Consider the following 24,561-nt stretch of genomic DNA (forward strand, 5'->3'; position numbering starts at 1 on the left):
TCGACGGCTCGTGTCTACCCCATCGCGCTTGCCGGTGGACGCATCCGGAGAGTGTCGTGGCGTGTCAGGTGCAGGCGGCCGGCCGGCCTTCGGTGGCCGCCCACCACAGCGCGGGCCGAGGCTCGGCCCAGGGCATCACGCGCAACACGTCGCCCGGGTCGCGGCCGAGCAGCATCGAGTACCGGGCCGCGACGGACGGGGTACGGCTCACGCCTTCCACGCAGTGCACCGCCACGGTCTTCCCCTCGCCGCGCAGCGCCCGGACGGTGCGGGCCGCGTCGTCGATCGTGAACACCAGGTGCTGGTTCCGGCTGTGGTCGGCGTCGACCATCCAGAATTCGACGTGCTCGGCCGCATGCGGGGCCGGTCCGACCCGGCACAGACTCACCACGGCGTCGAAACCCGGAGCGCGGAGCAGCTCGGCGCCGCCGAGAACCACGCCCTCGTCGTGCGGGTGGGTCGCGCGCCGATCGGTGCGGTAGCGGGAATAGTCCACCTCCGGTGCTGTGGGCCAGCCCCGGTCGTCGTCGCTCCCACCCCAGGCGGTGTGCAGTCCGAGCCGGACGAGATCGCGGGAGCGGTATCCCGGCCAGCCGTGCAGCATGCGACGCCACCGCGCCGGCACCGCGGACGCGCCCCAGCGCGCCCCCAGCAGTCCGCCCGCGATCGCGGCGACGGTGTCGGTGTCGTTGCCGGCCCGCACGGCGAGTTCGAGCGCTTCCTGCAGGTGCCCGGGCCCGTCGGCACGCGCGTGCGTGATCGCCCACCAGGCCGCCTGCAGGGCGTGGACCACCCAGCCGTTCTTGTCGAACACACGCGCATTCGTCGCGGTCTCGGCCTCGTCGAGCAGGGCCGCCCACCGCTGCGCAGCAGGTGGCGACAGGTGCCGCAGGGACACACGCACCCCGTCGAAGGTTCCGTGCAGGACGGCGTGCCGAACGGCGAACGACCACACCCGGCACGCCTCGGAGGCCTGCTCGTCGGCGTGTGTGAGGGTGCTGATCTCGTGGGCCGCGGCGAGACACCGCTCGGCGTCTTCGAGATACGCCAGGCCGACGGGGGCGGTGCGCATGAGCGAACCGTTACCGCCTGTGCGGCCCGGAAGGCTGCGGGCACGCGCCTGCATCGCGGTTGCGGTGGTTCCTGCCGCGCGGAGGACGGCTCTCGTCTGGTTGCCGATGTCCTTCGGGTCGGTGCCGTACCAGTGGCGGAACTGCGCCGCGACCGCGTCGAGGCCGGCGCCTCGCCCGATGTCCGCGCCGGTCGCGGAGATCTCGGCGATGGCCAGGGCCATGGACGTGTCGTCGGTCCACTCGCCGGGAGCGAACGGACCGAGACCACCGCCGATCATGTCGATCTTCGCATCTGCTGCCGGATAGGTGAATTCGTATCCGGCCCCGAGCGCGTCGCCGGCTGCGGTAGCGAGCAGGACGCCGGCGGCCCTGTCGTTCTGTACTGCGGTGAGCCTCATACCCCATCCTTATTCGATCAATGTTGCGCTAAAATTAGCGCATCAATGATTGAATGTCCACCATGGGCACACCCACCGACTCGACAGGAAAATCGCTCACCGACTACCCGCGGCCTTCGGTCGCCGTGGACGTCGCGGTCCTCACCGTCGACGAGGTCCTGAAAGTTCTGGTCGTCGAACGTCCCGACGGCAGTTACGCACTGCCGGGCACCTTCCTGCACCCCGGAGAGCGACTCGCCGACGCCGCGACCCGCGCGCTGCGCGACAAGGCAGGGTTGACCGATGTGGTGTTCCACCAGCTCGCGATGCTCGACGATCCCGAGCGCGACGACCGCGGGTGGGTGCTGTCGATGGCCCACAGCGCGGCCGTCCCCGCGGCCGACATACCTGCCGACGCGCAGCTCGTGCCCGTCACCGAGACCGCCGATCTCGCCTTCGACCACGCGGACATCGTCCGGTTCGCCGTCGACGACCTGCGTCGCCGCTGTGCCGCCGAGGTCGATCCCGGCGGGTTCGCCGGTGAGAGCTTCACGGTGCTCGACCTGCGGACCCTCTACGAGGTGATCTACGACCGGAGCTACCCGAAGGACACCTTCCGCCGCCACCTGCTGCACGGTCTCGAACCCACCGGTGAGCTACGACGGGAAGGCACGGGCCGGCCCGCGGAGATCTACCGCCGCCGCGCCGCTCCCCTCCCCTCGTCCACCGCCGCATTCCTCCTGCAATAACGGCCGGATCACCGCTGCCGGACCACCAGCGCGTGCGCGATCTCGGCCGCGACCGTCACATTTCCCCGGTACACCGCGACATTCGTGTCGAGCGTGCGACCTTCCGTCGCGCGGTGCATGTGCTCGAGGAGGAAAGGGGTGAGGGCCTTGCCGCGCATCCCCGCTCCGGCCGCCGCGTCTTCGGCCTCGGCGAGCACCCGGTCGTGCAGTTCCGGGTCGATCTGGTCCTCGGCCGCCACCGGATTCGCGACGAGCACCGCCGACCGCAGGCCGAGACCGTCGCGGGCCCGTGCCACCGCCGCCGCCTGCCCCGCCGAGTCGACATCGTCGACCACGCACCCGCTGTCCCGGACGTAGAAACCCGGGAATCGCGTGGTCCGGTAACCGACCACGATCACCCCGAGTGTCTCGAGCCGTTCGAGAGTCGCCGGGACGTCGAGGATGGACTTGACACCGCCGCTCACCACGACGATCGGAAGCGACGCCAGCGCAACGAGATCGGCGCTCTCGTCGAAGGTCGACGTGGCTCCGCGGTGTACTCCGCCGAGACCGCCGGTGGCGAAGACGGAGATGCCGGCGCGATACGCGAGCAGTGCCGTCGCCGAGACCGTCGTCCCGCCGTGCACGCCCTTCGCCGCGGCGACCGGCAGGTCGCGGATGCCGAGCTTGACCACCGGGAAGTCCTCGGCCCCGAGCATGCGGATCTGCTGTTCGGACAGGCCGACGGTCGGGACCCCGTCGATGACGCCGATGGTCGCGGGCACCACCCCGGAGTCGCGCAGGCGCTGCTCGACGTCGAGTGCGACGTCGATGTTGCGCGGACGGGTGAGACCGTGCGTGAAGATCGTCGATTCGAGTGCCACCACCGGCCGGTGCGCCGCAACCGCCTCGCTCACGAAATCCGCGACGCGGATCGGTTCGCTCATGCGACCGACGATAGCGGCCCTCTAGACGGACGAGGTGGTGCTGCGTCCCAGTCTGGCGAGCAGACGGCCGGATCGGTCCGCACCCTCGGGCACGGCAACCCCCGGCGCACAGACTCCGTCCATGTAGAGACTGTCACCGAAGCTGTCGGCGCCGGCCTCCATCCGGTCGAGTTCGGCATCCGAGAAGTCCGCGTCGATCCCGGCGCTGCGCGCGATGTCCCAACGGTGCACGAGCATGTCCCACAGGTAGAACTGCTCGAAGGTCGTGCCCACCGTCGTCGGCCCGAAGTAGCCGTCGTAGGAGGTGGACACGAGTGCGTCGTCGGCGAGAATCCCCGCGACGCGCGTGGTGTGTGCCGACCACGCCTCGGCGGGCCGGTCGAGAGCGGGCCGGTCACCCATGTCGAGACCGCGACCGGCGAAGAACTCCCGCTGGGTGTCGATGACGTGTGCCAGCACGTCGCGGGCCGTCCACCCCTCGCATGGTGACGGCCGGTCCCACTCCGTGTCGCGCAGAGACGAGATCACTTCGGTGAGAGGCCGGTCGGCCTCCGCGTGTCGTATCGCTGTTGTATTCATGACGGGGACGCTAACGAGCACCGACGGTGAGGTATTGATGAAACCCGACGACGCTCACGACCCCATCGCGAAAGCCCATCTGAAGGATCCGCACGACACCTCGCACCGGATCCACCGCTACCCCGCCGCTGCGGACCTGACCGACCTGATGCAGCGCTACTGGATTCCGGTCTGGTCGGTCCCGCCCGGCCGGGAGGCACCCCAGCACGTACTGCGATATCCGGTGTGCCAACTGGTGGTCGCGCACGACTACGCCCGCTTCTACGGTGTCGAGCACGGACTGTCCACGGTCACCCTCACCGGTGAGGGATGGGCGGTCGGCTGCATGCTCACCCCCGCGGCGGGTGCGCTGTTCGCCGGCACCTCACTCGCAGCATTCACCGACCGCGCCGTCGACCTCACCGACGTCCTGGGCTCGGCCGGTGCGCGTCTGATCACACGCGTCCGCGCGGCGATGAGACCGGATCCCGGCTCACCGTCTTCGCACCGTGCGGCGGCAGACGCCTTCGACGACGTCCTGCGCGCGCGTCTGCCGGTCGACGAGGAGGGCCGGCTCGTCAACCGTGTGGTCGCCTTCGTCGAGGAGAATTCCGATGTGCTGCGCGTCGAGCAGGTCCGTGCCGAATTCGGCCTCACCGAGCGCGCCCTGCAGCGGTTGGTGCAGCGGCGGATCGGATTGACCCCGAAGTGGCTCATCCAGCGGCGGCGACTGCAGGAGGCGGCCGGGCGACTGCGCGACCGCCCCGGGTCGTTGTCGGAGGTTGCCGCCGTCCTCGGTTATGCCGACCAGCCACATTTCGTGCGTGACTTCGCGAAGGTCGTCGGGATGACTCCCGGCGCGTTCGCAGAGCGCTACGGGGCCCGGTGAAGCCCGTCCGCCGTGCGAGTACAACGGATCGGGACGCGTGTATCACGTAGTGGAACGTCGTCACCCCACAAGGCTTCGTGATCAGGTAAATGTAACGAATCACACAGGGAGGGCGACCTACCTGGCGAAGCACGACGAAGGACAAAGGGGTTCATCGTGGGACACGACCGTCTACTGTTCATCGGACGTCCGGACGCGGACGAAGTCGCGCATTGGAGCACACTGCGCGAACTCGCACCTCAGCGAGGATGGAAACCGACCCGCACTTTCGAGCCCGGTGAAGTCGCCTGGGCCGTCGCAGCCGGCAGCGCATTCGAGCAGACCGGGGCGGCCGCCGAGGTGATCCACTCCCTGCGCGAAGCGGACATCCCCTGCACGAGCGCGCTCGACGCGATCCGCCACGCGTACTCGGCGTCGCACCTGTCGTTCTGACACCTCCGGCCGGCCGCGCCTCGACGATGCGGCGCAGCCGGCCGGTTCGGCCGCGTGGTGCGGCAGCTCGGATACGTCGCTGTGGGGGCTAGCCGAATGCACTGGCGTCGAGCCACGACGCCAGGAATTCGGTGTCGCCGAAGACGTCCACATCGGCGGTGTCCACCGCGCGCCGCCGGTAGAGCACCAGTAGCAGTTCGGTCAGCGGACCTCGTACCGCGACGGCGCTCTTCTCGTGCGCATGTCGCCACACGAACTCGTCTCCGGTCAGGTCCACGACCCACTCGGCGGACGTGTCCGTCGCGTGGAAGTGCAGTGTCCGATCCGGTCCGTGCAGTGCACGATGCCGGTCCTCGTCACGTCTCGGCCACGTGACCGTTGCCAGTTCGAACCACTCGTCCACGCCGTCCACCGCGAGGTCGTGCGCGACCTCGAACGGCGTGCCCAGCGCGAGCGCGGCGTCGGCGCGATGCACGACGGTCTCGTGAGTGAATCGCCGAGCGAAGAATTCCGGTGTCTTCTTCCCTCCGGGGATCGGGGTCCACACCCTCATGTTCGGACCGACCTCACGAAGCGCGGTGTCGAGTTCGCGCGCACCCTCCCGCAGCCAGGGGACCAGCTCCTCCGGCTTCTCGTCGACGTACGCCGACAACTCCCGCATCGCCCGGTCGGTGCGGGGCATCGCGCCGAGTCCGCGCACCGCCTCGGTCGCCCATCGGTGCCCGTAGCCGACGTGCCGGGCCAGTCCACCGATGTTCCATCCGGGGCACGACGGCACCGGTGTGCCCATGTCCTGCCCCGCCAGAGATGCGACGAGCAGTTCCGTCTGCTCGGTGATCTCTCCGCAGTAACGCGCATAGTCCAGCATTCACTGTCCTTCGTCCTCGGCTCGATACTCGCTCCGATTCTGCATCGCCGGCCGTAATCTGAGCACCATGCCGGCCGAGGAGACCCCACTCGAAGCACTGTTCCCGCCCACCGGTGTGGCGACGCTAGTGACGCTCAAACGCGACGGGCGACCACAACTGTCGAACATCACCTACCGGTACGAGCCCGGCACCCGTACGTTCTCCGTCTCCGTCACCGACGACCGGGCGAAGACACGGAACATGCGCCGCGACCCGCGTGTGAGCCTGTTCGTCGAGTCCGGCGACAAGTGGTCCTATGCCGTCGCGGAAGGTGACGCCGAGCTGTCGCCGGTCGCCGTCGATCCACACGACCACACCGTCGAGCAGCTCGTCGAGCTCTACCGCGCCGTGCAGGGCGAGCACCCGGATTGGGACGAGTTCCGCGCCGCGATGGTCGCCGATCGCAGATTGCTCCTCCGCGTGCGTGTCTCACGCTTCTACGGTTCGGCGCGCTGACCCCGGCCGTGAAGCAAGCCTCGGGCCGTCCTTTCCGGAGGCTGCGATCGGACTGCCCGGGAATCCGGGAGATCGGACGGACGCATGTGGTCCAATGTGGTGATGTGCGGTTGGACGACTCACTGCACCGGGTCGATCCCCCTCGGGAGATCGGTCACCGGTAGTCCGGCGTCGTGGAAGAGTTCGGCACGCATCGTCGACGGCAGCGGCCTCTCCCGGCCGTGCCCGGCCTGAGCGCGAAGGGCGGGGCCGTGGCACCACAGCCCGAGGTCCGATCCGGTTCGGCACTGGTCCTCGGCGTGCTGGCGTCGGGTCAGTTCCTCATGACGCTCGACAGTTCCGTGATGAACGTATCGATGGCGACGGTCGCACAGGACGTCGACACCACGATCACCGGCATCCAAACGGCGATCACTCTCTACACCCTGGTGATGGCGTCGTTGATGATCACAGGCGGGAAGGTCGGGACGCTCCTCGGACGGCGGCGCGCATTCGGAATCGGACTGGTGATCTACGGGATCGGCTCGTTCACCACCGGACTGGCCCCGAACCTCACGGTCCTGCTGGTGGGCTGGTCGCTACTCGAAGGCGTCGGTGCGGCCCTGATCATGCCGGCGATCGTCTCCCTCGTCGCGGCGAACTTCGCTCCCGAACGGCGGGCCGCGGCCTACGGGCTGGTCGCGGCGGCCGGCGCCTCGGCTGTCGCCGTGGGGCCACTGCTGGGCGGAGCCGTCACGACGTTCGCCTCCTGGCGCTACGTCTTTTTCGGCGAGGTCGTCCTCGTGGTGGCGATCCTGCTCGTGTTGCGCCGCATCGAGGACGTCCCGCCACAGCGGGTCCACCTCGACCTCGTGGGATCGGCACTGTCCGTTCTCGGTCTGGGTTCCGTCGTGTACGGCGTCCTGCGCTCGAGCGAGTGGGGCTGGGTGCGAGCCGAACCCGGAGGGCCCGCCGTACTGGGCCTGTCCCCGGTCATCTGGCTCATCGTCGCGGGCTCGCTGGTGCTCTATGCGTTCATGCGATGGCAGAACGCTCTCATCGGCAGAGGACGCGACCCGCTGGTCGATCCGGAACTGTTCGCCAACCGGCAACTCGTCGGTGGTCTGACGATGTTCTTCGCCCAGTTCGCGGTCCAGGCCGGGGTGTTCTTCTCCGTCCCGCTCTTCCTGTCGGTGGTGCTCGAACTCACCGCCGTCGAGACCGGTGTGCGTCTCCTCCCGCTGTCGATCGCCCTCGTGCTGGCCGCGACGTCGATTCCGAAGGTGCGGCCCCACGCCGATCCTCGACGTGTGGTGCGGACAGGACTGGGCTCGATGATCGTGGGGATCCTGATCCTCGTCGCCGGGATGGATCCGGGCGCCGACGCGGCGGTGGTGGCCGTACCCATGTTGTTCATGGGCTTCGGGTTGGGAGCACTCGCGTCGCAACTCGGAGCGGTCACGGTCTCGTCGGTGCCCGATTCCGAGAGTGCGGAGGTCGGCGGCCTGCAGAACACCGCGACCAATCTCGGCGCCTCGCTGGGCACCGCGCTGATCGGATCGATCCTGATCGCCACCCTCACCTCGTCCGTCGTCGCCGGGATCGAGAACAATCCCGCGATCCCGCCCTCGGTACGAGAGCAGGCGACCACCGAGATGGCCACAGGTGTGCCCTTCCTGTCCACGACCCAATTGCAGGACGGGCTCGACAGCGCCGGTGTCGACCCGGCGACGGCCGATGCTCTCGTCGCGGTCAACGCCGACGCCCGGCTCGACGCGCTGCGCGTCGCCTTCGCCGTGACCGCCCTGCTCGCGATAGCGGCCCTGTTCGGCACCGGCCGGTTGCCCCGAGAATCCGTCGGGTCGCAGCCGCCCTAGGATGCCCGTGGTTCAGGACACGAGCAGGCGGCGAAACGAGCTGCGGTGGAACACGATCGGCTCCACGTCGGCGGTCGTGAGCAGTTCGTTGATCCGCAGCACCACGATCGCGTGATCGCCCGCCGGAACCTCCTGCTCGACGGTCACATCCATGCGCACGCTCGTCCCCGAGACGAACAGAGCGCCGCCCTCGCGGCTCTCGATGTCGATACCGGCGAAGCGGTCGCCGTTCTTCGCGGCGAGGACCCGCGCGGCGCCGTCGTGCTCTTCGCTCAGCACGCTGATACCGAGATGCGGGAGCGACGCCAGACGCGGCCAGGTGGCCGACGTGTTCTGCACGCAGAACGCGACGAGCGGCGGGTCGAGCGACACCGGCACGAAAGTGCTCGCCGCCATGCCGATCCGCTCCCCGTCCACCTCCGCACAGATCGCGACGACACCCGAGGGGACGTGCGCGAAGGCCTGCCGCAGGGACGGTCCGTCGAGAGTGGTCATCGGGCCTCACTTCAGATTGTGGACGTCGATCGTGAAGATACAGGTCGGGCCCCGGGGTGGGAGCGACCAGTTCCCCGGAGAACGCGCGGCGCAGCGTGCGAGCCGCCGCACGCCGACTGTGATCACCTCCACATTGTGACAAGGCTCTCGCTCCGTGATCGCCCCGGCGCGGTGCCTTCCCGCGTCGGGGGTGGAGAACCTCCGTCATCCTTCTCGTCCCGCATTCGGAGCGGAACCGTTCCGATCCGTACGAGCGGAAGCCTTCACCGGGCGTCGGTACTGTCTGGTGGATGAGTGTTGCGGATTCTCCATCAGTTCCCACCGACGGTCTCGCAGCATGGGCGCTCGATCTCATGGATCGACTCGGCGGTGTCGGTGCCGGCATCGCCATCGCGCTCGAGAACTTCTTTCCTCCGCTCCCGAGCGAGGTCATTCTGCCGCTCGCCGGGTTCGCTGCGAGTCTGGGCAGTTTCACGCTGTTCGGAGCACTGTTCTGGACGACCCTCGGCTCGGTTCTCGGCGCGCTCGGTCTGTACGCGATCGGACGCTGGGTGGGTGAGGACCGCATCCGCACTGTGGTGAAGAAGTTGCCGCTCGTCGACATCGAGGACCTCGAACGGTCGACCGAGTGGTTCCAGCGACACGGCCGCAAAGCCGTCTTCTTCGGTCGGATGGTGCCACTCTTCCGCAGTCTCATCTCGGTTCCGGCGGGCGTCACACGGATGCCGATCTGGCAGTTCCTCGCATTCACCACCGCCGGCAGTCTCATCTGGAATTCGATCTTCGTGTTGGCCGGCTACCAGCTCGGCGAGAACTGGAGTGCTGTCGAACCGTATGCCGAGGTCATGCAGTACGTGGTGATCGCCGGTGTCGTCGGGGTGATCGCGTACGGGCTGGTGCGCCGCATCCGTTCGCGCAGGCGGGTGAAGGACGGCAGCTGAGAGGTCAGCCCCACACGATCATCGCGGCGCACGCCCCCACCACGACCAGCACGGTCACGAGATCGCCCAGGCGCAGTCGTACCCGAGGTCGTACGGCCGGTCGTTGTCCTCGCACCGACAACGCATCGCCGAGGTCGCGGATCTGCCGCATCGACACCGAGGCGACCGCGCCGACGGCGTCGACGACCTCCTGCCACCAGCCCGCAGGATTACGGATGCCGGGCCGGCCCCGCACCTTGCGTGCGGCGAACAGCACGCGCATCTCCGCACGAACGGTCGGCAGCATCCGTAGTCCCAGGGCACACACCGTCACCCATTCGTCGACCGGCAGGCGCAGCAACCGCAGCGGCGCGAACAGCACCGGCAGCGCATCGACGAGATCGGACAGCCGCGTCGTCCATCCGACGAGCGAGGCGACGAACAGCAGTCCGACCCCGAGCAGAATCGAGCGCACATAGGCCGCCCACCCCCCGCCGGCGGCGTTGAGCACCAGGCCGACGGCCAGGACCGCGAACACCCACCACGGAACGGTCGGCAGCGCACCGCGAGGAATACGCGCGACCAGCACCCCCACGCCCAGCACGGCGAGCAGGATGCCGAGCCCCGTCCAGCTCGGAGCGAAGCTCACCGCCACCGACAACGCGGCGGCCGACAGCACCTTGGTGCCCGCCCAGACGCGATGCAGCGGTGTCTCCCGGGGCACCGGCCGCAGAAGGACGAGCGGACGCCTCTGCCGGCTCCGTGTGCGAGTCATGCGATCACCGCTCCGGTCTGCTCCACGATGCGTCCGTCCTCGAGCACCACGGTGCGTGAACACACTTCTTCCATTCCGTGCAGGTCGTGCGAGATGACGACGACGGTGACGTGTTCGACCGCGCGCAGGTGAGCCAGAATCGACACGATCTCGCGTCGTCCGCTCAGGTCCAGACCGGCCAACGGTTCGTCGAGCACCAGGACCCGGGGGGTGCGGGCGAGCTGCGCGGCGATCGCCACGCGCCGCATCTCCCCTCCGCTGAGACGGTCGACGGGCCGGTCGATCAGCTCGGGACGCAGGCCCACGCGGTGCAGGACGGCGGCGACGTACCCGCGATCGGTGTGCGGCAGTCCCGCCACCTCGGAGATCTCCTGCGCGACGGTGGGCCGCTGCAATTGCAACCGGGCCTGCTGGAAGACCATCGCGACCTCACCGTGCAGGTCGGCGGTGGGCGTGTCGTGCAGGACGGCCGTTCCGTAGGTGGGCCGGGTCAGACCGGCCATGATCCACGCGAGGGTCGACTTGCCCGAACCGTTCTCCCCCACCACCAGCACCCCCTCTCCTCGGCAGACCGTCAGGGAGACGTCGCGCAGCGCCGTGTGCGCCCACGGCGTGCCGGCGGCGTAGACATGGGTGACCCCGCGCACTTCGAGGACCGGCTGCGGGAAGGCTGGGGCGGTCGCCGTGACCGGCACCGGCAGGGGTGGGGACGCGACGTGCGGGACGATCCGCCCGTCGGCGAGGTGCACGATGCGGTCGGCGGCGCGGGCTTCGTCGTCGAGGTGGGTGACGAGCACGACCGCGGTGCCTTCCCGGGCCACGCTCACGAGCAAGCGGATCAGCTCCGTGCGACTGTCCGTATCGACCATCGCGGTGATCTCGTCGGCGATGAGCAGTGCCGGTCGCCTGGCCAGCGCGCCGGCCAGCGCCAGTCGCTGCAACTGTCCGCCGGACAGCTCCTCCGTCGCCCGGTCCGCCGTTCCGGTGAGACCGACGCGGGCGAGCATCGCCTCGACGTCCACGTCGCCGGCTCCCCATCGGAGATCCTCGGCGACCGTGCGGCCGAGCACCTGACTCTCGGGATGCTGGAACACCATCACCGTCCCGCCGGGACGTCCGAGCCCGACGGGCCCGGGCCGGTCGACGAGGCCGACGGTCGGCTCGAGACCTGCGAGCATCCGCACGAGCGTCGACTTCCCCGAGCCGTTGCCACCGACGATCGCGACGAACTCCCCCGGTTCGATCGTGAGGTCGATGTCGGACAGGGCGTCGCGGTCGGCTCCCGGATAGCGGTAACCGGCGAGACGCAAGGCGACGGGCAGCGGAGCCGGCTCGGCGGAGGGGTCCTGCTCGGGCCAGTCGACCGAGCGCGTCGCCCAGGTACTGCGCCTCTCCACCACACTGAAGATGCCGAAACACAGCAGTGCGGTGCCCACGGTGGCGACGAAGACGGCACCGCCGATCCACACCCACCACAGCCGCACCATGATCTCGAGGGTCCGTTCCCAGGTGTCGACGAACTGTTCGCCCGCCCCGGCGGCTTCGAAGGCGCGGAGTGTGCCGCGCATCGACGATTCGAGTGCCTCCAGCAGCAGGATCCGGGTCCGGTCGAACAACAGCAGCATGCCGTCGGCGATCGCCCCGAGCAGCAGACCCGCGGGGACGGCTCCTGCGGTCACCGCGAACACGGCGGCCCGGCCCCACCGGCGATGTGCGAAACCCACGAGAGTGCCGACACCGGAGAGAACGACGACCGCCCCGACCGCGAACGGCCCCCCGGCCACCAGCGCCACCACACCGGCGGCGACCGTCGCGGCGACGATCGCACGGAGTCGACCGGTGGCGGCGAGGAAGGCGACGGGCAACGCCACGAGAACCTGGGCGACACCGACGGGGATCAGTCCGGCCACCACCGACAGCACTGCGGTCAACGTCCCGAACACCGCCGCCGCAGCAGCTTCGGGTGGTCGAAGTGGTCCGCGTCGCCTGGTCACCGAGTGCACCGGTCCCAGTGTGCCAGTCGTCAGTGCGGCCGTTGCCGATCCGCCGGGGGCGTCATCTCCACCCGTACTCCCACGAGCCGGACCTCGCGATCGTGGTCGAACCGGTCGAGCAGTCCGACGGCGGTGTCGGTGACGACGCCGACGTCCGTGCTCGGTGCCGCAAGGGCGACACTCGCGGTGTGGGTGACGAACGGCGCGTAGCGGATCTTCAGTCCGACCCGCACCCCGGCTCGTCCCTCCCCTCGCACGTCGTCGACGGCTCGAGCCGCGAGACGGCGCACGCAATCGGCGATCTCCGTCCAGTCCCCGACGTTGTGCTGGAAGGTCGTCTCGCGGCTGCGTGAGCGGGCCACCCACGGCTCGGCCGAGACCTCCGTGGTGGCGGCGCCGGCGCCGAGCCCGACGAGCCACGGACCTGTCTTCGGGCCGAACCGGCTCGCCATCTCGTCGACCGGGGCCCGGGCGAGATCACGAACAGTGCGGATACCGATCGCGTCGAGTTTCTTCGCCGTGCGGGAACCGATCCCCCACAGGGAGTCCGGTGATCGATCCCCCATCACCTCGAACCAGTTGTCCCGGGTCAGCCGGAACATGCCTGCGGGCTTCCCGAAGCTCGTCGCGATCTTCGCGCGGAGGATGTTGTCGCCGATCCCGACGGAGCAGTGCAGACCGGTCGTCTCGAGCACCGCGAACTGGGCCCTCCGGGCGAACGCTTCCGGATCGCCGGTCTCCACACCCAGGAACGCCTCGTCCCAGCCCAGCACGTCGACGACCGCCCCGAGTCCGCGCAGCGTGTCCATCACGACCTGCGACACCTCGTTGTAGGTGTCGGCGTCGACGGGCAGGAAGATCGCGTCGGGGATCTTGCGTGCCGCGACCCGCAGCGGCATTCCCGACCCCACTCCGTGTGCCCGGGCCTCGTACGACGCGGTGGAGACGACGCCGCGTTCGGTGGGATCACCCCGGCCACCGACCACCACCGGTCTCCCGGCCAACTCGGGGTTGCGCAGCACTTCGACCGCGGCGATGAACTGATCGAGGTCGACGTGGAGGACCCAGTGCGCAGTGCCCGGTGTACCCATGCCGACAACCGTAGAGCGCCCGGAGTCTCACCGTCCGGTGATCACAGGGGATGTGCGCAGGTCGTCGGAACGGTCAGCTCTTCGCGACCGGCAGCATGTGTCCCATCCTCCGCCGCTTCGTCTCGAGATAGCGCACGTTCGCCGGTACGACGCCGACGTGCAGCGGCTCCCGGGCCGCGACGGCGATTCCGTTGGCCTCGAGCCCCGAGATCTTGGCGGGATTGTTGGTGAGCAGCCGCACCGCACGGATGCCGAGATCGTGGAGTATCGCCGCGGCACCGCCGTACTCGCGTCCGTCGGCCGGTTCGTCGAGTTCGAGGTTGGCCGCGACCGTGTCGAAGCCACCGTCCTGCAGTCGGTAGGCCGCGAGCTTCTTGAGCAGGCCGATCCCCCGGCCCTCGTGGCCGCGCAAGTAGACGAGGACGCCGCCTTCCTGCGCGATCCGTTCCAGCGCGGCGTCGAGCTGGGGACCGCACTCGCAGCGCTCCGACGCGAACGACTCCCCCGTCAGACACTCCGAATGCACCCGTACCAGCGGTGCGTCACCCGGATGCCCGGCGATCAGCGCCATGTGATCGGCACCGGAGTGGCGGTCGAGATAGCCGACGGCACGGAAGGTTCCGAAGCGGGTCGGCATGGATGCCTCGTCGGCCCTCACGACCCGTCCCGACGGCACCACCGGTGACGGAAACGGATGCGCCGCGCGGTAGCGGATCAACTCCTCGATCGTGAGTACGGGCAGGTCGTGACGGGCGCCCAACTCTTCGATCTCCGGCATGCGCATCATCGATCCGTCGTCGGAGACGAGCTCGGCGATCACACCGACCTGCGGCAGACCCGCGAGTGCACACAGGTCGACGGCGGCCTCGGTGTGACCGGGACGCTCGAGCACCCCACCCGGACGCGCCCGCAACGGCAGGATGTGACCGGGACGGATCAGATCGCGCGAGGTGGCCGTCGGATCGGCAAGCACACGCAGGGTCGTCGCACGATCGGCGGCGCTGATGCCGGTGGTGACGCCCCGCGCGGCGTCGACCGTGACGGTGTAGGCCGTCTGCTTCGGATCCTGGTTGTCGGCCACCATCGCCGGCAGGTCCAGGGCGTCGGCGCGGGCACCGGTCATCGGGGCACACAGCAGACCCGAGGTGTGCCGGACGGTCCACGCGACCCATTCCGGGGTCGCGTGCTGCGCGGAGAGGATGACGTCACCCTCGTTCTCCCGGTCGGCGGAGTCCGAGACGAGAACCGGCTTACCCGCCCGCAGCGCGTCGAGCGCCGCCTCGATGCGACTCACGATGCCACCAGCCGCCGGAACGCACTGCGGTGGAAGACGATCGGTTCCGTCGCGTGATCGGATTCATCGCAGAACAGTTCGTGCACACGCAGAACGACGATCGCGTGGTCGCCGGCGGGCACCTGCTGTTCGATCGACACGTTCATCCGCACACCGCAGCCGTTGACGAACAACGCTCCGCCCTCCCGGGTCTCGGTCTCGATGCCCGCGAAACGATCGCCGTTCTTCGCCGCGAGCACCCGCGCCGCGATGTCGTGCTCGGACGACAGGACGCTGATACCCAAGCGCTCTTGCGCTTCGAGCTTCGGCCAGGTGGTCGAGCTGTTCTGCACACAGAACGCCACGAGCGGCGGGTCCAGCGAGACGGGAACGAAAGTACTTGCGGCCATGCCGATCCGCTCGCTACCGGTATCGGCGCAGATCGCGACGACACCCGAGGGGACGTGGGCGAACGCGCGGCGCAGGGTCGCGCCGTCGAGGGCGAGGGTGGTCATCATGCCTCCGTCCGGACGGTGGATCGCAGCACCGGCGCCCAGCGCTCGGCGTACTCGGCGATCCGGGTGTCGGTGGTGTAGGTGGAATCCATCAGGTACAGCCCCGCAGCGGGGCAGGTGGCGCCGAGTTCGACGAGCACGGGCTTGAGCAGCAGGTCGGGCGCCATGGCGTGGGCCGGTCCGGCGCCGAGCATGAGCGGCACCGCCGTGACGTCGCGCAGACCGTCACCGGTGGCGAACTGGTCGAGGAACAGCTTCAGGATGCCGGTGTAGGTCGCCTTGAAGGTCGGGCTGGCGAAGACCACGAGGTCGGACGATGCGACGGTCTCGACTGCCTCCTTCACCGCAGTGTCTCCCCAACCGAGCAGGCCGGGACCGAGGGTGACGACATCGACGACCTCGTCGGGGGCGTGGCCGGCGAGTTCGGCCGCCAGCAGCGTGGCGGCGTCGAGGGTGCGGGAGCCGGGCTTCGGGTTACCGGAAACGACAGTGACCTTCATGTGGATCTCCTTTTCTGGCGAGGCTTTCCGCCTCCACCGTGTCAGCGTGTTCCGCGCGACGTCGTGCGGCGGCGAACGGCACCCGACAACGCGACCGCGACCACCAGCGCGCCGCCGTAGAACAGCTGCTGGACGAAGCTGGCGACGCCGAGCATCTGCAGGCCGACGACCCCGGCGACGAGGAAGTACACCGCGACCAGCGTGCCGAAGGCGTTGAAGCGGCCGGGGACGATCGCGGTGGCACCGAGGAAGGCGGCCGCGAAGGCAGGCAGCATGAACGACTGGCCCGAGGACGGGTCGGCACCACCGAGCATGCCGGCGTAGACGATGCCGGCCAGAGCTGCAACCAACGCGGAGGTGACGAGCGCACCGCCGCGGATGCGGTCGACGTGCAGACCGCTGAGCCGGGCGACCTGGGCACCGCGACCGACGAAGAGCAGGCGTCGTCCGATCGGCGTGTACTGGAAGACCACCGCCATGATCAGCACCAGGGCGAGGGCGTAGTAGAACTGCAGCGACACCCCGAAGATGCGGGTGCCGATGGTGGCGTCGACGAGCGCGGACTCGACGCCGGTGACCGAGGTCGAGCCGGAGATCCACTGCACCACACCGAGCACGACGGTGCCGCTACCGAGGGTCGCGATGAACGAGTCGATCTGCAGTCGCACGACCAGCAGTGCGTTGATCAGGCCGACGACGAGGCACGCGAGGACGGCGACGGCGATGGCGGACAGCAGCGACCAGCCGTGCTGCACGTTGAGCACGGCGATGGTCATGGCCGACAGCGACATGGTCGACACCGCAGACAGGTCGAATTCACCGGCGGTGAGGGGCACGATCAATCCGAGCGCCAGGATGAGCAGCACTGCCTGCGAACCGAGGATGTTCTGCAGGTTGTTCGCCGTCGGATATATCTCCGGGCGCAGGATGCTGAAGAAGACGACCACCGCCACGAGCGCCAGCACCAGGGCGTACTTTTCGAACATCGGGCCGAAGGAACGCGACCGAGACGAATCCGGCTCCGCTTCGGCGGCTCGAGTGGGGGTGGATTTGTCGATGGTGACGGACATCAGGCGCTCACTTCCTGTCGGGTCAGACCGAGGACACTGTCCGAGATGTGGTGCTTGGACAGGTTGTCGCCGGTGAGTTCGGCGACAACATGCCCGCGGGAGAAGACGAGGACGCGATCGCACAGGACCGACAACTGCTCGTAGTCCGAGCTGGCGACGACGATGCCCGCGCCCCTGCGAGCGGTCTCCCGCAGCATCTCGAAGATGCGGGCGCGGGCACCGATGTCCACACCCTGGGTGGGTTCGGCGAGGAGCACCAGCACCGGGTCGGTCTGGAGCCACTTGCCGAGCAGAGCCTTCTGCTGGTTGCCGCCGGACAGCGACCCGTAGACGGCCTGCGGGTCGCGCGGACGGACGTCGCAGTGCTCTGCGAGCGCGGTCGCGATGTCCGTCAACGCCCGCGGCTTCACGAACCCCGTGCCCAGCAGCGGGAGGGTGACGTTCTCGGCGACGGTCAGTTCGGGGGCGCTGCCCTCGACCTTGCGGTCCGGTGGAACGTAGACGACCTTGCGGGCAAGAGCATCGATCGGCGTCATCGTGGGCAGGGGCACGCTGTCCCCGCCGACGGTCAACCGTCCCCCGCGGGCCTGCCGGGCCCCGTACAGGGCAGGCAGCACGTCGTCGTAGCCCGAGCCGGCGATGCCGGTGAGTCCGACGACCTCGCCGGGCCGCACATCGAACCCGACGCCGTCGACGGTGGCGGTCTCGAGGTCCTCGACCCGGGCAAGGACCGGTGCCTCCTCGAAGTCGCGGGCGGGCCCGGCGACGCGCGGGTCGGCGGAGTCGAGACTGCGCCCGACGATGAGGTCGATGAGCGAGGTCGCCGTCAGGTCGCGGGTGCGGCGCGTTCCCTGCGACACCCCGTCGCGCAGCACGGTGACACGATCGGTGTGGTCGAGCACTTCGTCGAGGTCGTGGGAGACGAACAGGACGGCGGCCTTCTCGTCGGCGACGATCTCGCGGACGACCGCGAACAGCAGGTCGGTGCCCTCGCGCGGTAGGAAGACCGTGGGCTCGTCGAGCACGAGCAGGGTACGGCGCTCCCCCAGTTCCTCGGTCGCCCGCAGGATCGCGAGGAGGGCACGTTCGGTCTCGTCGAGACTCGACACCGGAGCCTCGGGGTCGAGGTGGAGGCCGAATCGTTCGAACAATGCACGCGCAGTGCGCTTCTCACGCCGCCACGAGATCCACGGCTTCGACCCGGCCACGACCGGTCCGACGCGGAGGTTCTCGACCACCGACAGATCCGGCACGAGCGCGAGATCCTGGTGGACGAAGCTGATGCCGAGGTCGCGGAATCCGCCCGCCGGGACGGGCAGGGGCACGTCCCTCCCGCGGATCTGCAAGGCGGCGCCGGGATCCGGTGCGTGGAAGCCTGCGAGGACCTTGATGAGCGTGGACTTGCCGGAGCCGTTCTCCCCCAGCAGTCCGTGCACCTTGCCGGCGTGGATCGTCAGGCCTACCTGCTTCAGTACCGTGTGCTCACCGAAGGTCTTGGAGAGACCGACGATGTTGACGATGGGATCAGGACTGTTCACTGGGACCCCACAGTGCTTCGTAGCCGGTGACGTAGGCCGTGCCGTAGCCCTTGTCCGGCTGCGGCGGGGTTCCGGTTTCGTCGATGTTCTCAGCGGTGATGAGCTTGAGCGGGGTCTCCTGCGCCCCGTTCGGGACGGGGTCGTAGCCGAGCAGGAGTCGCCCGGCCTGGTCCATCGTCGCCCATGCGAGCCACGGGATGGACTCACCGACGTTCATCGTGACGATGCCGTCGTCCTGCTGGATCTTGAGGACGGCGGGTGTGCCGTTGACCGAGGAGATCTCGACCTGCCCCGTCTTGCCCGCGGCCTTGACGCCCGACTGGGCGTAGAGCGACATCGAGTCGTAGATGGGCAGGATGAAATTGACGGTCGGGTCGGCGGAGAGCGCGGACTGCACCTCGGACTGGATCTTGGTGGCCCACTCCGTGACCGGGACGTTGACGATCTTGTACGTGCATTTCGGGCAGTACTGCGCGATCTCGTCCTCCATCGCTGCCACCTCGGCCTTTGCCGGAGGAACCTCGTTGGAGGTGATGATCAGCGCATTGCCCTCCCCTTCGGTGCGGTCGATCATCCAGTCGACGGTGAGCCGGTTGGCTTCGGCGAGTGGAGCGTCGGTCGTGGCGTCGATCAGTCCCTCGAGATCCGCGGCTACCGCTTCGCCACGCAGAATCGTGTGCGTGAGCAGGACGGGAATTCCGGCAGCGTCGGCCTTTTCGAGCGCCGGCTTGATGAGGGAGGCGTCGACACCCTGCGACAGGATGATGAGGTCGACCTTCTGGTTCACGGCCTGTTCGACGCCGGTGGCCCACTGGGCGGGCTGGCCCTGGTTCGTGTATTCGATCCAGGTGGCCCCGTAACGCTCGGCGACCTTCTTCGATTCCTCGTCGACAGCGACGTTGTACGGATTCTCGCTGTTGGTGGGGATCGCGAAGATCGTCTTGCCGGCGATGTCCTTCATCGGGAACGGCTCGGCCTCGAGCGTGAACTCCGGATCCGCCTCGTACAGGGCGAGTTGTGCGCGAGCGTATTCGACTCCGGCGGCGACATCCGCGTCGGATACCTCGCCGCCACCCGAACCCTCACTGCTGCACGCGGCGAGACCGAAGACGGCCGAGAAGGCGAGCGCGGCGATCGCGGCGCGACCGGGAAGGGAATGACGCATGGATTCTCCTGGGGGGGATGAGGAGTGTGCCGAAGAAGAAACGACCGCGTCGTTGCGGGACAGACTCGAAAGGTGATGACTTCGAATGTATCCGCGGCGTGTTGCACGCAGCGGCATCCTTGGATCGTTCGTGTTAAATGCGCACGCGATCTGCATCGTGGAGTGTCGAGATCTCCGCCAGGTAGTCCTGCGCTCGCGCCAGCTGCCACACCTCGGCCATCTTCTGCTGCATGTCGAACAGGTTCGAGTTGTGGATGGACGAGTCCCTGTCTCCTACAGCCTCTTCGACCACGATCGGAATATAACCGTGTTGCATGGCATCCAGAGTGGTCGCCCGCACGCAGCCGCTCGTCGACAAGCCCGCGACGAGCACCGTGTCCACTCCGAGCGAGGTCAGGTGCGAGTTGAGAGTGGTTCCGAAGAAGGCGCTGGGATACTTCTTCGTCACCAGCATTTCGGCACAGGTGGGTTCGAGTCCCTCGATGAACTCCCCGTAGGGACTTCCTTCGCAGAACGCGACCAGTGTGCCCGACTTCTTGAAGAAGACTCCGGCGTCGGCTCCGTCGGCCCGTAGGCGGACTTCCGTGACCACCACGGGGATTCCTGCCGCACGCGCGGCTGCGAGCAAGACCTTCATGGCCTCGACATTGGCTTCCACACCCGCATAGAGGGGGCATTCCGGATCGATGTATGCGCGTGCGGGATCGACGAGGACGAGGGCGGGACGGTTTCCCGGCCGGAGTTCCTGCCCGAAGCCTGCGCGGGCGTAGTCTGCGGCCTGTTCGATGCGATCTGCGGTGGTCAAGCTGACTCCTTGAGTGTGGTGACGGATTCGAGTGGATGAACCGCCGCGGTGACGTTGCGGCGGGGAAAGGACAGACAGACGAGGACTCCCATGACCGCGATCGCGGCGAGTGTGAGGCTCACAGAACGAACGTTGTCGACGAAACGGGCCACTTCATCACTTCCGAGCGCACCGAGTGTGCCGCCGTAGGCGGCTTGGCGGGCGGTAGCACTGAGGCCGATCGTGGCGAAGACCAGTGCGAGTGCGGTGCTGAGCAGATAGCCGACGTTCTGCAACGTCGAACGCAGACCGTTGGCGATTCCGCGGCGGTCCGGGGGCGCCGTCAACATGAGCGCGCTGGTACTCGGTGTCATGAACAGCCCTGACCCGTAACCGAGAACGAACAGGAAGGGCGCGGTCGCCGCAAGTGCTCCACCATCGTCGGACAAGACGAGGGCGACACCGATCAATCCGATCGCGTTGAGCCCCATGCCGATTGCAGTGAGAATACGGGGACTGAAGCGCAGCATGAGCGAACCGGCTGCCGCTGCAGCGATTACGGTACCGAATGCGACGGGCATCACCAGCGCTCCCGCGGCCACCGCCGATATACCGTTCACGGCCTGCCCGTACAGAGAGACGAGCAATGTCACGGCGTAGGTTGCAACCGCGTTCACGAGCACCGCGACGAGTACCAGGGCTATCCCGCGCTCCCGGAAGAGAGACAGGTCGACGAGTGGATGGGCTCGGCGGACCTGGACAACGACGAAGGCGACCGCGAGGACGAGACTCGCACCCCCACATGCCCATGGCAGCCAAGGCACCGAATCGACCCCGGGAGTGAGAGCCAGAACGACGGCGGTGAGCAGCGCGGTGGACAGGACAGCACCGGTCAGGTCGAAGGGCTCCCGGATCCCACTCGTACGAGGACTGCGCGGAATCACCCACAACGACGCGACGATCGCCGCCATTCCGATGGGCAGTACGACGACGAACAGACCCCGCCATCCGAGGGCTGCTGTGGCTGCCCCACCGATGAGGGGCCCGACGACCTGAGCCACCGCCGCGACGGTCGCGTTCCAGCCCAGCGCGCGGCCGAGCAGTCGCGGCGGGAAGGTGTCCGTGAGCAGAGCCGTGTTGTTGGTGACCACGGCTGCGGCTCCGACACCTTGGAGTACTCTCGCCGCGATGAGCCATCCCGCCGACGGCGCGAGCAGACACAGACCTGTGGCCACGGTGAACGTGACCAGACCCGCCAGGTAGAGCGGCCGGCGGCCGAGGATATCGGCGAGTCTGCCGAACACCAGGATCAGTGCTGTGGTGACCAGCATGTAGCCGAGCAGGATCCAGGTGGACTGGGCGCCGGACGCATCCAGTTCGCGAGTGACGGTGGGCAGCGCGACGGTCAGTCCGCTCAAGCTGATGAATACGGCGACCACGCCGATGCTGGTCGCTGCGAAGACCCGCCAAGGATGTGGATGACGCCGGGTAGCAAGGCTATCCATCGGCACGGTGGTCGTGGACGTCGGTGACGGACTGCAGCACCTGAGCCAGGCGCAGACACGTGTCGTCCGCCCACGGCCGTCCCACCAACTGCACGCCGACCGGCATCCCTTCGGAGAATCCCGCAGGGGCCATGACGGCGGGCAGGCCGAGATAGTCGAACAGGCCGGTGTTGCGGCCGACGATCGACTGCATCGGGTACCGCACACCGTCGATCTCCATCGTCACATCCGACAATCGGGCCGCGGTGGCACCGATCCCCGGGGTGACGAGCACATCGATACCCGCGGCGTCGAACGCGCGGACCGTCTCCTGCTGGGCGAGCGTGCGTCGGCGTACCGACCGCAGGTAGTCCACCGCCGAGGGCACCAGTCCGCGCGCGATCCGCACCTGAGTACCGATGTCGTACAGCGCGAACTTCTCCAGGGAGCCCTCCTGATTGGAGGCCAGTTCACAGGTCATGACGATCGTGACGTCGTCGTGGAGGCGGTGCGCTTCGGGGATGTCGACCGGCACGATCTCCGCTCCGAGCTCGCGGAAGGTGTCCACGACGGTCTCCCAGGCGGCGAGCACTCCGGCGTCGCACAATTCGGTGAACCAGGTAGTGGGCACACCGAGACGAACGCCGGTCAGCGAGACCGGACCAAGTGCACCGGTGGCGGCGAGCCCGTCCCGCACCTGCTGCCCCGTCGCGTCCGGGACGGCAGCAGGGTCGTAACCGTCGGACCCGGCGAGCACCTCGAGGGCGGCCCGCAGGTCGGCGGCGGAACGCGCCATGGGACCGATGTGGTCGAGGGTCCACGACAACGACGCGACGCCGGTGCGCGGCACGAGACCGTAGGTGGGCTTGATGCCCGTGAGATTGCACAGGGCGCTGGGCACCCGGATGGAGCCACCGGTGTCGGTGCCCAGCGCCAACGGCACGAGCCGCGCGGCGAGCGCACCGGCCGATCCGGTCGACGAGCCACCCGTCCACCGGCTCCGGTCCCACGGGTTGGTCACGGCACCGTAGCGCGCGTTGTGCGGCGCACCGCAGGCGAACTCGGTGGTGGCGGTCATGAGGACAGGGATGGCACCGGCCGCACGGAGACGGGCCACGACGGTCGCGTCCGTCACCGCGATGCGGTCGCCGGTGGTACGCGAGCCGGCGGTGACGGGCGCTCCGGCCACGTCGATGATGTCCTTGACCGCGAAGAAGATGCCCTCGAGCGGGCGTGCTGTGCCGTCACTCCACCGTCGTTCCGAGTCCGCGGCCGCATCGTCGGCGCCCTCGACCACGGCGAGGACGGCCCCTCCGGACATCGCGGGGTCGCTCCATCGGGCCCGCAGCGCGGCGAGGACGCCGGTGGGAGTGGTCGTGCCGGACCGGTAGGCGGTGAGCAGGTCGACGACGCCGAGTTCGTGCACGGGGACGTCGACGCGGGCGGTGTAGGCAGGCGCGTCGATCGGCGAGGCGGCGACGGGATTCGCCGCGAGGAACGCGGCGGAATGCGCCGGTTCGCAGGGCGGGCCGTCGGGCACCGAGGGCAGAGGTGCGCGGCGCCCGGACTCGAGCAGTGGTTCCATGTCGGCGCGTGCCTGCGGGAGCAGGTCGTCGACGGTCCTGGCCGCCGCAGCGGTGAGGTCGGGATAGTCGGTGGTGGTCACCGGACCACCTCCGTGGTCGCCGGGGTCGGCCGCGCCATCGGAGCGGGCCTCACGGTGCCCGCCGTCAGGTCGGCGAGGAGGCGCAGCACGTCCGGACGCCGGTCCCGGGTCAGCGGGAAGGCCGCGCGTTGCGCGGGGACGGCGTCGAGGTCGAGGGTGAAGCGCAGCGTCTCCCCGGCACGATGGGCCGGAGCCTGGGCGACGATCGCTCCGTTGGGAGCGATCACGCACGACAGTCCGAAATAGTCGACCGTCACACCGTTGAGGGTTTCCGGGCCCGCCCGGTTGGCCGCCAGGATCCACATCTGCGATTCGAGGGCGCGCGTCTGCAATTCGGCGAGGAAGAGGTCCTCGCGGGTACCGAGCGAGGAGACGATCGCGAGCATCACCTCCGCGCCGAGCGCGCGGGCAACGGCCCAGTTCTCCGGGAACGTGCGGTCGTAGCAGATCACGCACCCGAATCGGGTGCCGAAGGCGTCGACGGTGACGGGCGCCTGCCCGGGCGCGAAGTGGTACTTCTCGTCGATGTCGACGTCTCCGACCTTGCTCGCGGGCAGCGACAGCTTCCGGTAGGCAGGAAGTGTTCCGCCGTCGGAGGTACGCCAGCTCAGGATCTCCCCGGTCGCGTCGATCATCACGACGGAGTTGTGGGTGACGTCGTGGTCCGTACGTTCGAAGACCCCGAAGGCGATGGCGCATCCCAGTTCTCGCGCGAGTGCACCGAACAGGTCGGTGGCGTCACCGGGGATGGTCTCGGCCCAGGACGTGCGGTCGATCTCGTGGCTGGTGCAGAAGTAGGGGGTGGTGATCAGCTCGGGCAGGACCACCAGGTCGGGTGTGGTGCCGCCGTCGGGCGACGCTGCCGCGCGCACGAGAGCGGCGAGTCCGGCAAGGTTGCCGAGGAGGTCCTCGGTCAGTTCGCCGGCCTGAACGATGGCGACGTCGAGGGTGCGCGAAGTCAAGAGGAACCTCCTGGAAATGGGGTGACGGGTGGGAGCGCGGCTTCACGCTCGCACTCCCACCCGTCGTTCGTGTCAGGCTGCGGCGGCCTGGATGGTGGTGCGGCT

General features: G+C 68.6%; 24 protein-coding genes. 6 read left to right on the forward strand and 18 right to left on the reverse strand.

Annotated elements, in window-relative coordinates; genetic code table 11:
* Positions 1–64: 64 nt before the first annotated feature.
* A complete protein-coding gene (locus MOM01_RS20075) occupies positions 65–1,471 on the reverse strand; it encodes an ADP-ribosylglycohydrolase family protein (RefSeq protein WP_241387199.1) in 1,407 nt (468 codons plus the stop codon).
* A gap of 62 nt (positions 1,472–1,533) precedes the next feature.
* Between MOM01_RS20075 and MOM01_RS20080 the strand changes: the two genes are divergently transcribed.
* Positions 1,534–2,199 (forward strand): NUDIX hydrolase, encoded by a 666-nt coding sequence (locus tag MOM01_RS20080; protein WP_241387200.1) that lies wholly within the window; start codon positions 1,534–1,536, stop codon positions 2,197–2,199.
* A gap of 8 nt (positions 2,200–2,207) precedes the next feature.
* Here the strand turns inward: MOM01_RS20080 and MOM01_RS20085 are convergent, their stop codons facing one another.
* Together MOM01_RS20085 and MOM01_RS20090 are read right to left on the reverse strand one after the other, a co-directional pair.
* Positions 2,208–3,125 carry a pseudouridine-5'-phosphate glycosidase gene (locus tag MOM01_RS20085; protein ID WP_241387201.1) on the reverse strand — a complete coding sequence of 306 codons (918 nt, stop codon included), beginning with the start codon at positions 3,123–3,125 and terminating at the stop codon, positions 2,208–2,210.
* A gap of 21 nt (positions 3,126–3,146) precedes the next feature.
* Positions 3,147–3,704: a TIGR03086 family metal-binding protein gene (locus MOM01_RS20090; RefSeq protein ID WP_241387202.1), complete on the reverse strand. Its 558-nt coding sequence runs from the start codon at positions 3,702–3,704 to the stop codon at positions 3,147–3,149.
* Between the two features lie 37 nt (positions 3,705–3,741).
* On the opposite strand from MOM01_RS20090, the gene MOM01_RS20095 reads away from it, so the two are divergent.
* Both MOM01_RS20095 and MOM01_RS20100 read left to right on the forward strand, forming a co-directional pair.
* Positions 3,742–4,572, forward strand: a complete 831-nt coding sequence (locus MOM01_RS20095) for a helix-turn-helix domain-containing protein (protein WP_241387203.1) — start codon at positions 3,742–3,744, stop codon at positions 4,570–4,572.
* Between the two features lie 156 nt (positions 4,573–4,728).
* On the forward strand, positions 4,729–5,004 hold the full coding sequence (locus MOM01_RS20100) for a hypothetical protein (RefSeq protein WP_241387204.1): 276 nt from the start codon (positions 4,729–4,731) through the stop codon (positions 5,002–5,004).
* 88 nt (positions 5,005–5,092) lie between these two features.
* Here the strand turns inward: MOM01_RS20100 and MOM01_RS20105 are convergent, their stop codons facing one another.
* Positions 5,093–5,872 (reverse strand): maleylpyruvate isomerase family mycothiol-dependent enzyme, encoded by a 780-nt coding sequence (locus tag MOM01_RS20105; protein WP_241387205.1) that lies wholly within the window; start codon positions 5,870–5,872, stop codon positions 5,093–5,095.
* 67 nt (positions 5,873–5,939) lie between these two features.
* Here MOM01_RS20105 and MOM01_RS20110 point away from each other — a divergent pair, with 67 nt between their 5' ends.
* A complete protein-coding gene (locus MOM01_RS20110) occupies positions 5,940–6,368 on the forward strand; it encodes a PPOX class F420-dependent oxidoreductase (protein WP_241387206.1) in 429 nt (142 codons plus the stop codon).
* 251 nt (positions 6,369–6,619) lie between these two features.
* On the forward strand, positions 6,620–8,224 hold the full coding sequence (locus tag MOM01_RS20115) for an MFS transporter (protein WP_241387207.1): 1,605 nt from the start codon (positions 6,620–6,622) through the stop codon (positions 8,222–8,224).
* A 12-nt stretch (positions 8,225–8,236) separates the two neighbouring features.
* On the opposite strand, the gene MOM01_RS20120 is transcribed toward MOM01_RS20115, so the two are convergent.
* Positions 8,237–8,719 (reverse strand): flavin reductase family protein, encoded by a 483-nt coding sequence (locus MOM01_RS20120; RefSeq protein WP_241387208.1) that lies wholly within the window; start codon positions 8,717–8,719, stop codon positions 8,237–8,239.
* A gap of 290 nt (positions 8,720–9,009) precedes the next feature.
* Here MOM01_RS20120 and MOM01_RS20125 point away from each other — a divergent pair, with 290 nt between their 5' ends.
* Positions 9,010–9,660: a DedA family protein gene (locus MOM01_RS20125; RefSeq protein WP_241387209.1), complete on the forward strand. Its 651-nt coding sequence runs from the start codon at positions 9,010–9,012 to the stop codon at positions 9,658–9,660.
* Between the two features lie 4 nt (positions 9,661–9,664).
* Here MOM01_RS20125 and MOM01_RS20130 read toward each other — a convergent pair whose 3' ends face one another.
* The 13 genes from MOM01_RS20130 to MOM01_RS20190 form a co-directional block, all read right to left on the reverse strand.
* Positions 9,665–10,414, reverse strand: a complete 750-nt coding sequence (locus MOM01_RS20130; protein WP_241387210.1) for an energy-coupling factor transporter transmembrane component T family protein — start codon at positions 10,412–10,414, stop codon at positions 9,665–9,667.
* A complete protein-coding gene (locus tag MOM01_RS20135; RefSeq protein WP_241387211.1) occupies positions 10,411–12,408 on the reverse strand; it encodes an ABC transporter ATP-binding protein in 1,998 nt (665 codons plus the stop codon). The genes MOM01_RS20130 and MOM01_RS20135 overlap by 4 nt, the downstream gene beginning before the upstream one ends.
* Positions 12,409–12,437: 29 nt before the next feature.
* Positions 12,438–13,499: a DNA polymerase IV gene (locus tag MOM01_RS20140; RefSeq protein WP_241387212.1), complete on the reverse strand. Its 1,062-nt coding sequence runs from the start codon at positions 13,497–13,499 to the stop codon at positions 12,438–12,440.
* Positions 13,500–13,572: 73 nt separating this feature from the next.
* Positions 13,573–14,793 (reverse strand): 3,4-dihydroxy-2-butanone-4-phosphate synthase, encoded by a 1,221-nt coding sequence (ribB, locus tag MOM01_RS20145; protein WP_308197017.1) that lies wholly within the window; start codon positions 14,791–14,793, stop codon positions 13,573–13,575.
* Positions 14,790–15,290 carry a flavin reductase family protein gene (locus MOM01_RS20150; protein WP_374112342.1) on the reverse strand — a complete coding sequence of 167 codons (501 nt, stop codon included), beginning with the start codon at positions 15,288–15,290 and terminating at the stop codon, positions 14,790–14,792. Before MOM01_RS20150 ends, ribB begins: the two co-directional genes overlap by 4 nt.
* Positions 15,287–15,787 (reverse strand): NADPH-dependent FMN reductase, encoded by a 501-nt coding sequence (locus MOM01_RS20155; RefSeq protein ID WP_241387214.1) that lies wholly within the window; start codon positions 15,785–15,787, stop codon positions 15,287–15,289. The genes MOM01_RS20150 and MOM01_RS20155 overlap by 4 nt, the downstream gene beginning before the upstream one ends.
* Before the next feature lie 41 nt (positions 15,788–15,828).
* Positions 15,829–16,857 (reverse strand): ABC transporter permease, encoded by a 1,029-nt coding sequence (locus tag MOM01_RS20160; protein ID WP_308197018.1) that lies wholly within the window; start codon positions 16,855–16,857, stop codon positions 15,829–15,831.
* Positions 16,857–18,395, reverse strand: coding sequence for a sugar ABC transporter ATP-binding protein (locus MOM01_RS20165; protein ID WP_241387216.1), 1,539 nt, complete (start codon positions 18,393–18,395; stop codon positions 16,857–16,859). Before MOM01_RS20165 ends, MOM01_RS20160 begins: the two co-directional genes overlap by 1 nt.
* Positions 18,382–19,560 (reverse strand): sugar ABC transporter substrate-binding protein, encoded by a 1,179-nt coding sequence (locus MOM01_RS20170; protein ID WP_241387217.1) that lies wholly within the window; start codon positions 19,558–19,560, stop codon positions 18,382–18,384. The genes MOM01_RS20165 and MOM01_RS20170 overlap by 14 nt, the downstream gene beginning before the upstream one ends.
* 133 nt (positions 19,561–19,693) lie before the next feature.
* Positions 19,694–20,365 (reverse strand): isochorismatase family protein, encoded by a 672-nt coding sequence (locus MOM01_RS20175; RefSeq protein WP_241387218.1) that lies wholly within the window; start codon positions 20,363–20,365, stop codon positions 19,694–19,696.
* Positions 20,362–21,849: an MFS transporter gene (locus MOM01_RS20180; RefSeq protein ID WP_241387219.1), complete on the reverse strand. Its 1,488-nt coding sequence runs from the start codon at positions 21,847–21,849 to the stop codon at positions 20,362–20,364. Before MOM01_RS20180 ends, MOM01_RS20175 begins: the two co-directional genes overlap by 4 nt.
* Positions 21,842–23,494 (reverse strand): amidase, encoded by a 1,653-nt coding sequence (locus MOM01_RS20185; protein WP_241387220.1) that lies wholly within the window; start codon positions 23,492–23,494, stop codon positions 21,842–21,844. The genes MOM01_RS20180 and MOM01_RS20185 overlap by 8 nt, the downstream gene beginning before the upstream one ends.
* A complete protein-coding gene (locus MOM01_RS20190) occupies positions 23,491–24,456 on the reverse strand; it encodes a carbon-nitrogen hydrolase family protein (protein WP_241387221.1) in 966 nt (321 codons plus the stop codon). The genes MOM01_RS20185 and MOM01_RS20190 overlap by 4 nt, the downstream gene beginning before the upstream one ends.
* Between the last annotated feature and the right edge of the window lie 105 nt (positions 24,457–24,561).

The sequence above is a fragment of the Rhodococcus sp. CH91 genome (assembly GCF_022554085.1).
Lineage (GTDB): Bacteria > Actinomycetota > Actinomycetes > Mycobacteriales > Mycobacteriaceae > Rhodococcus.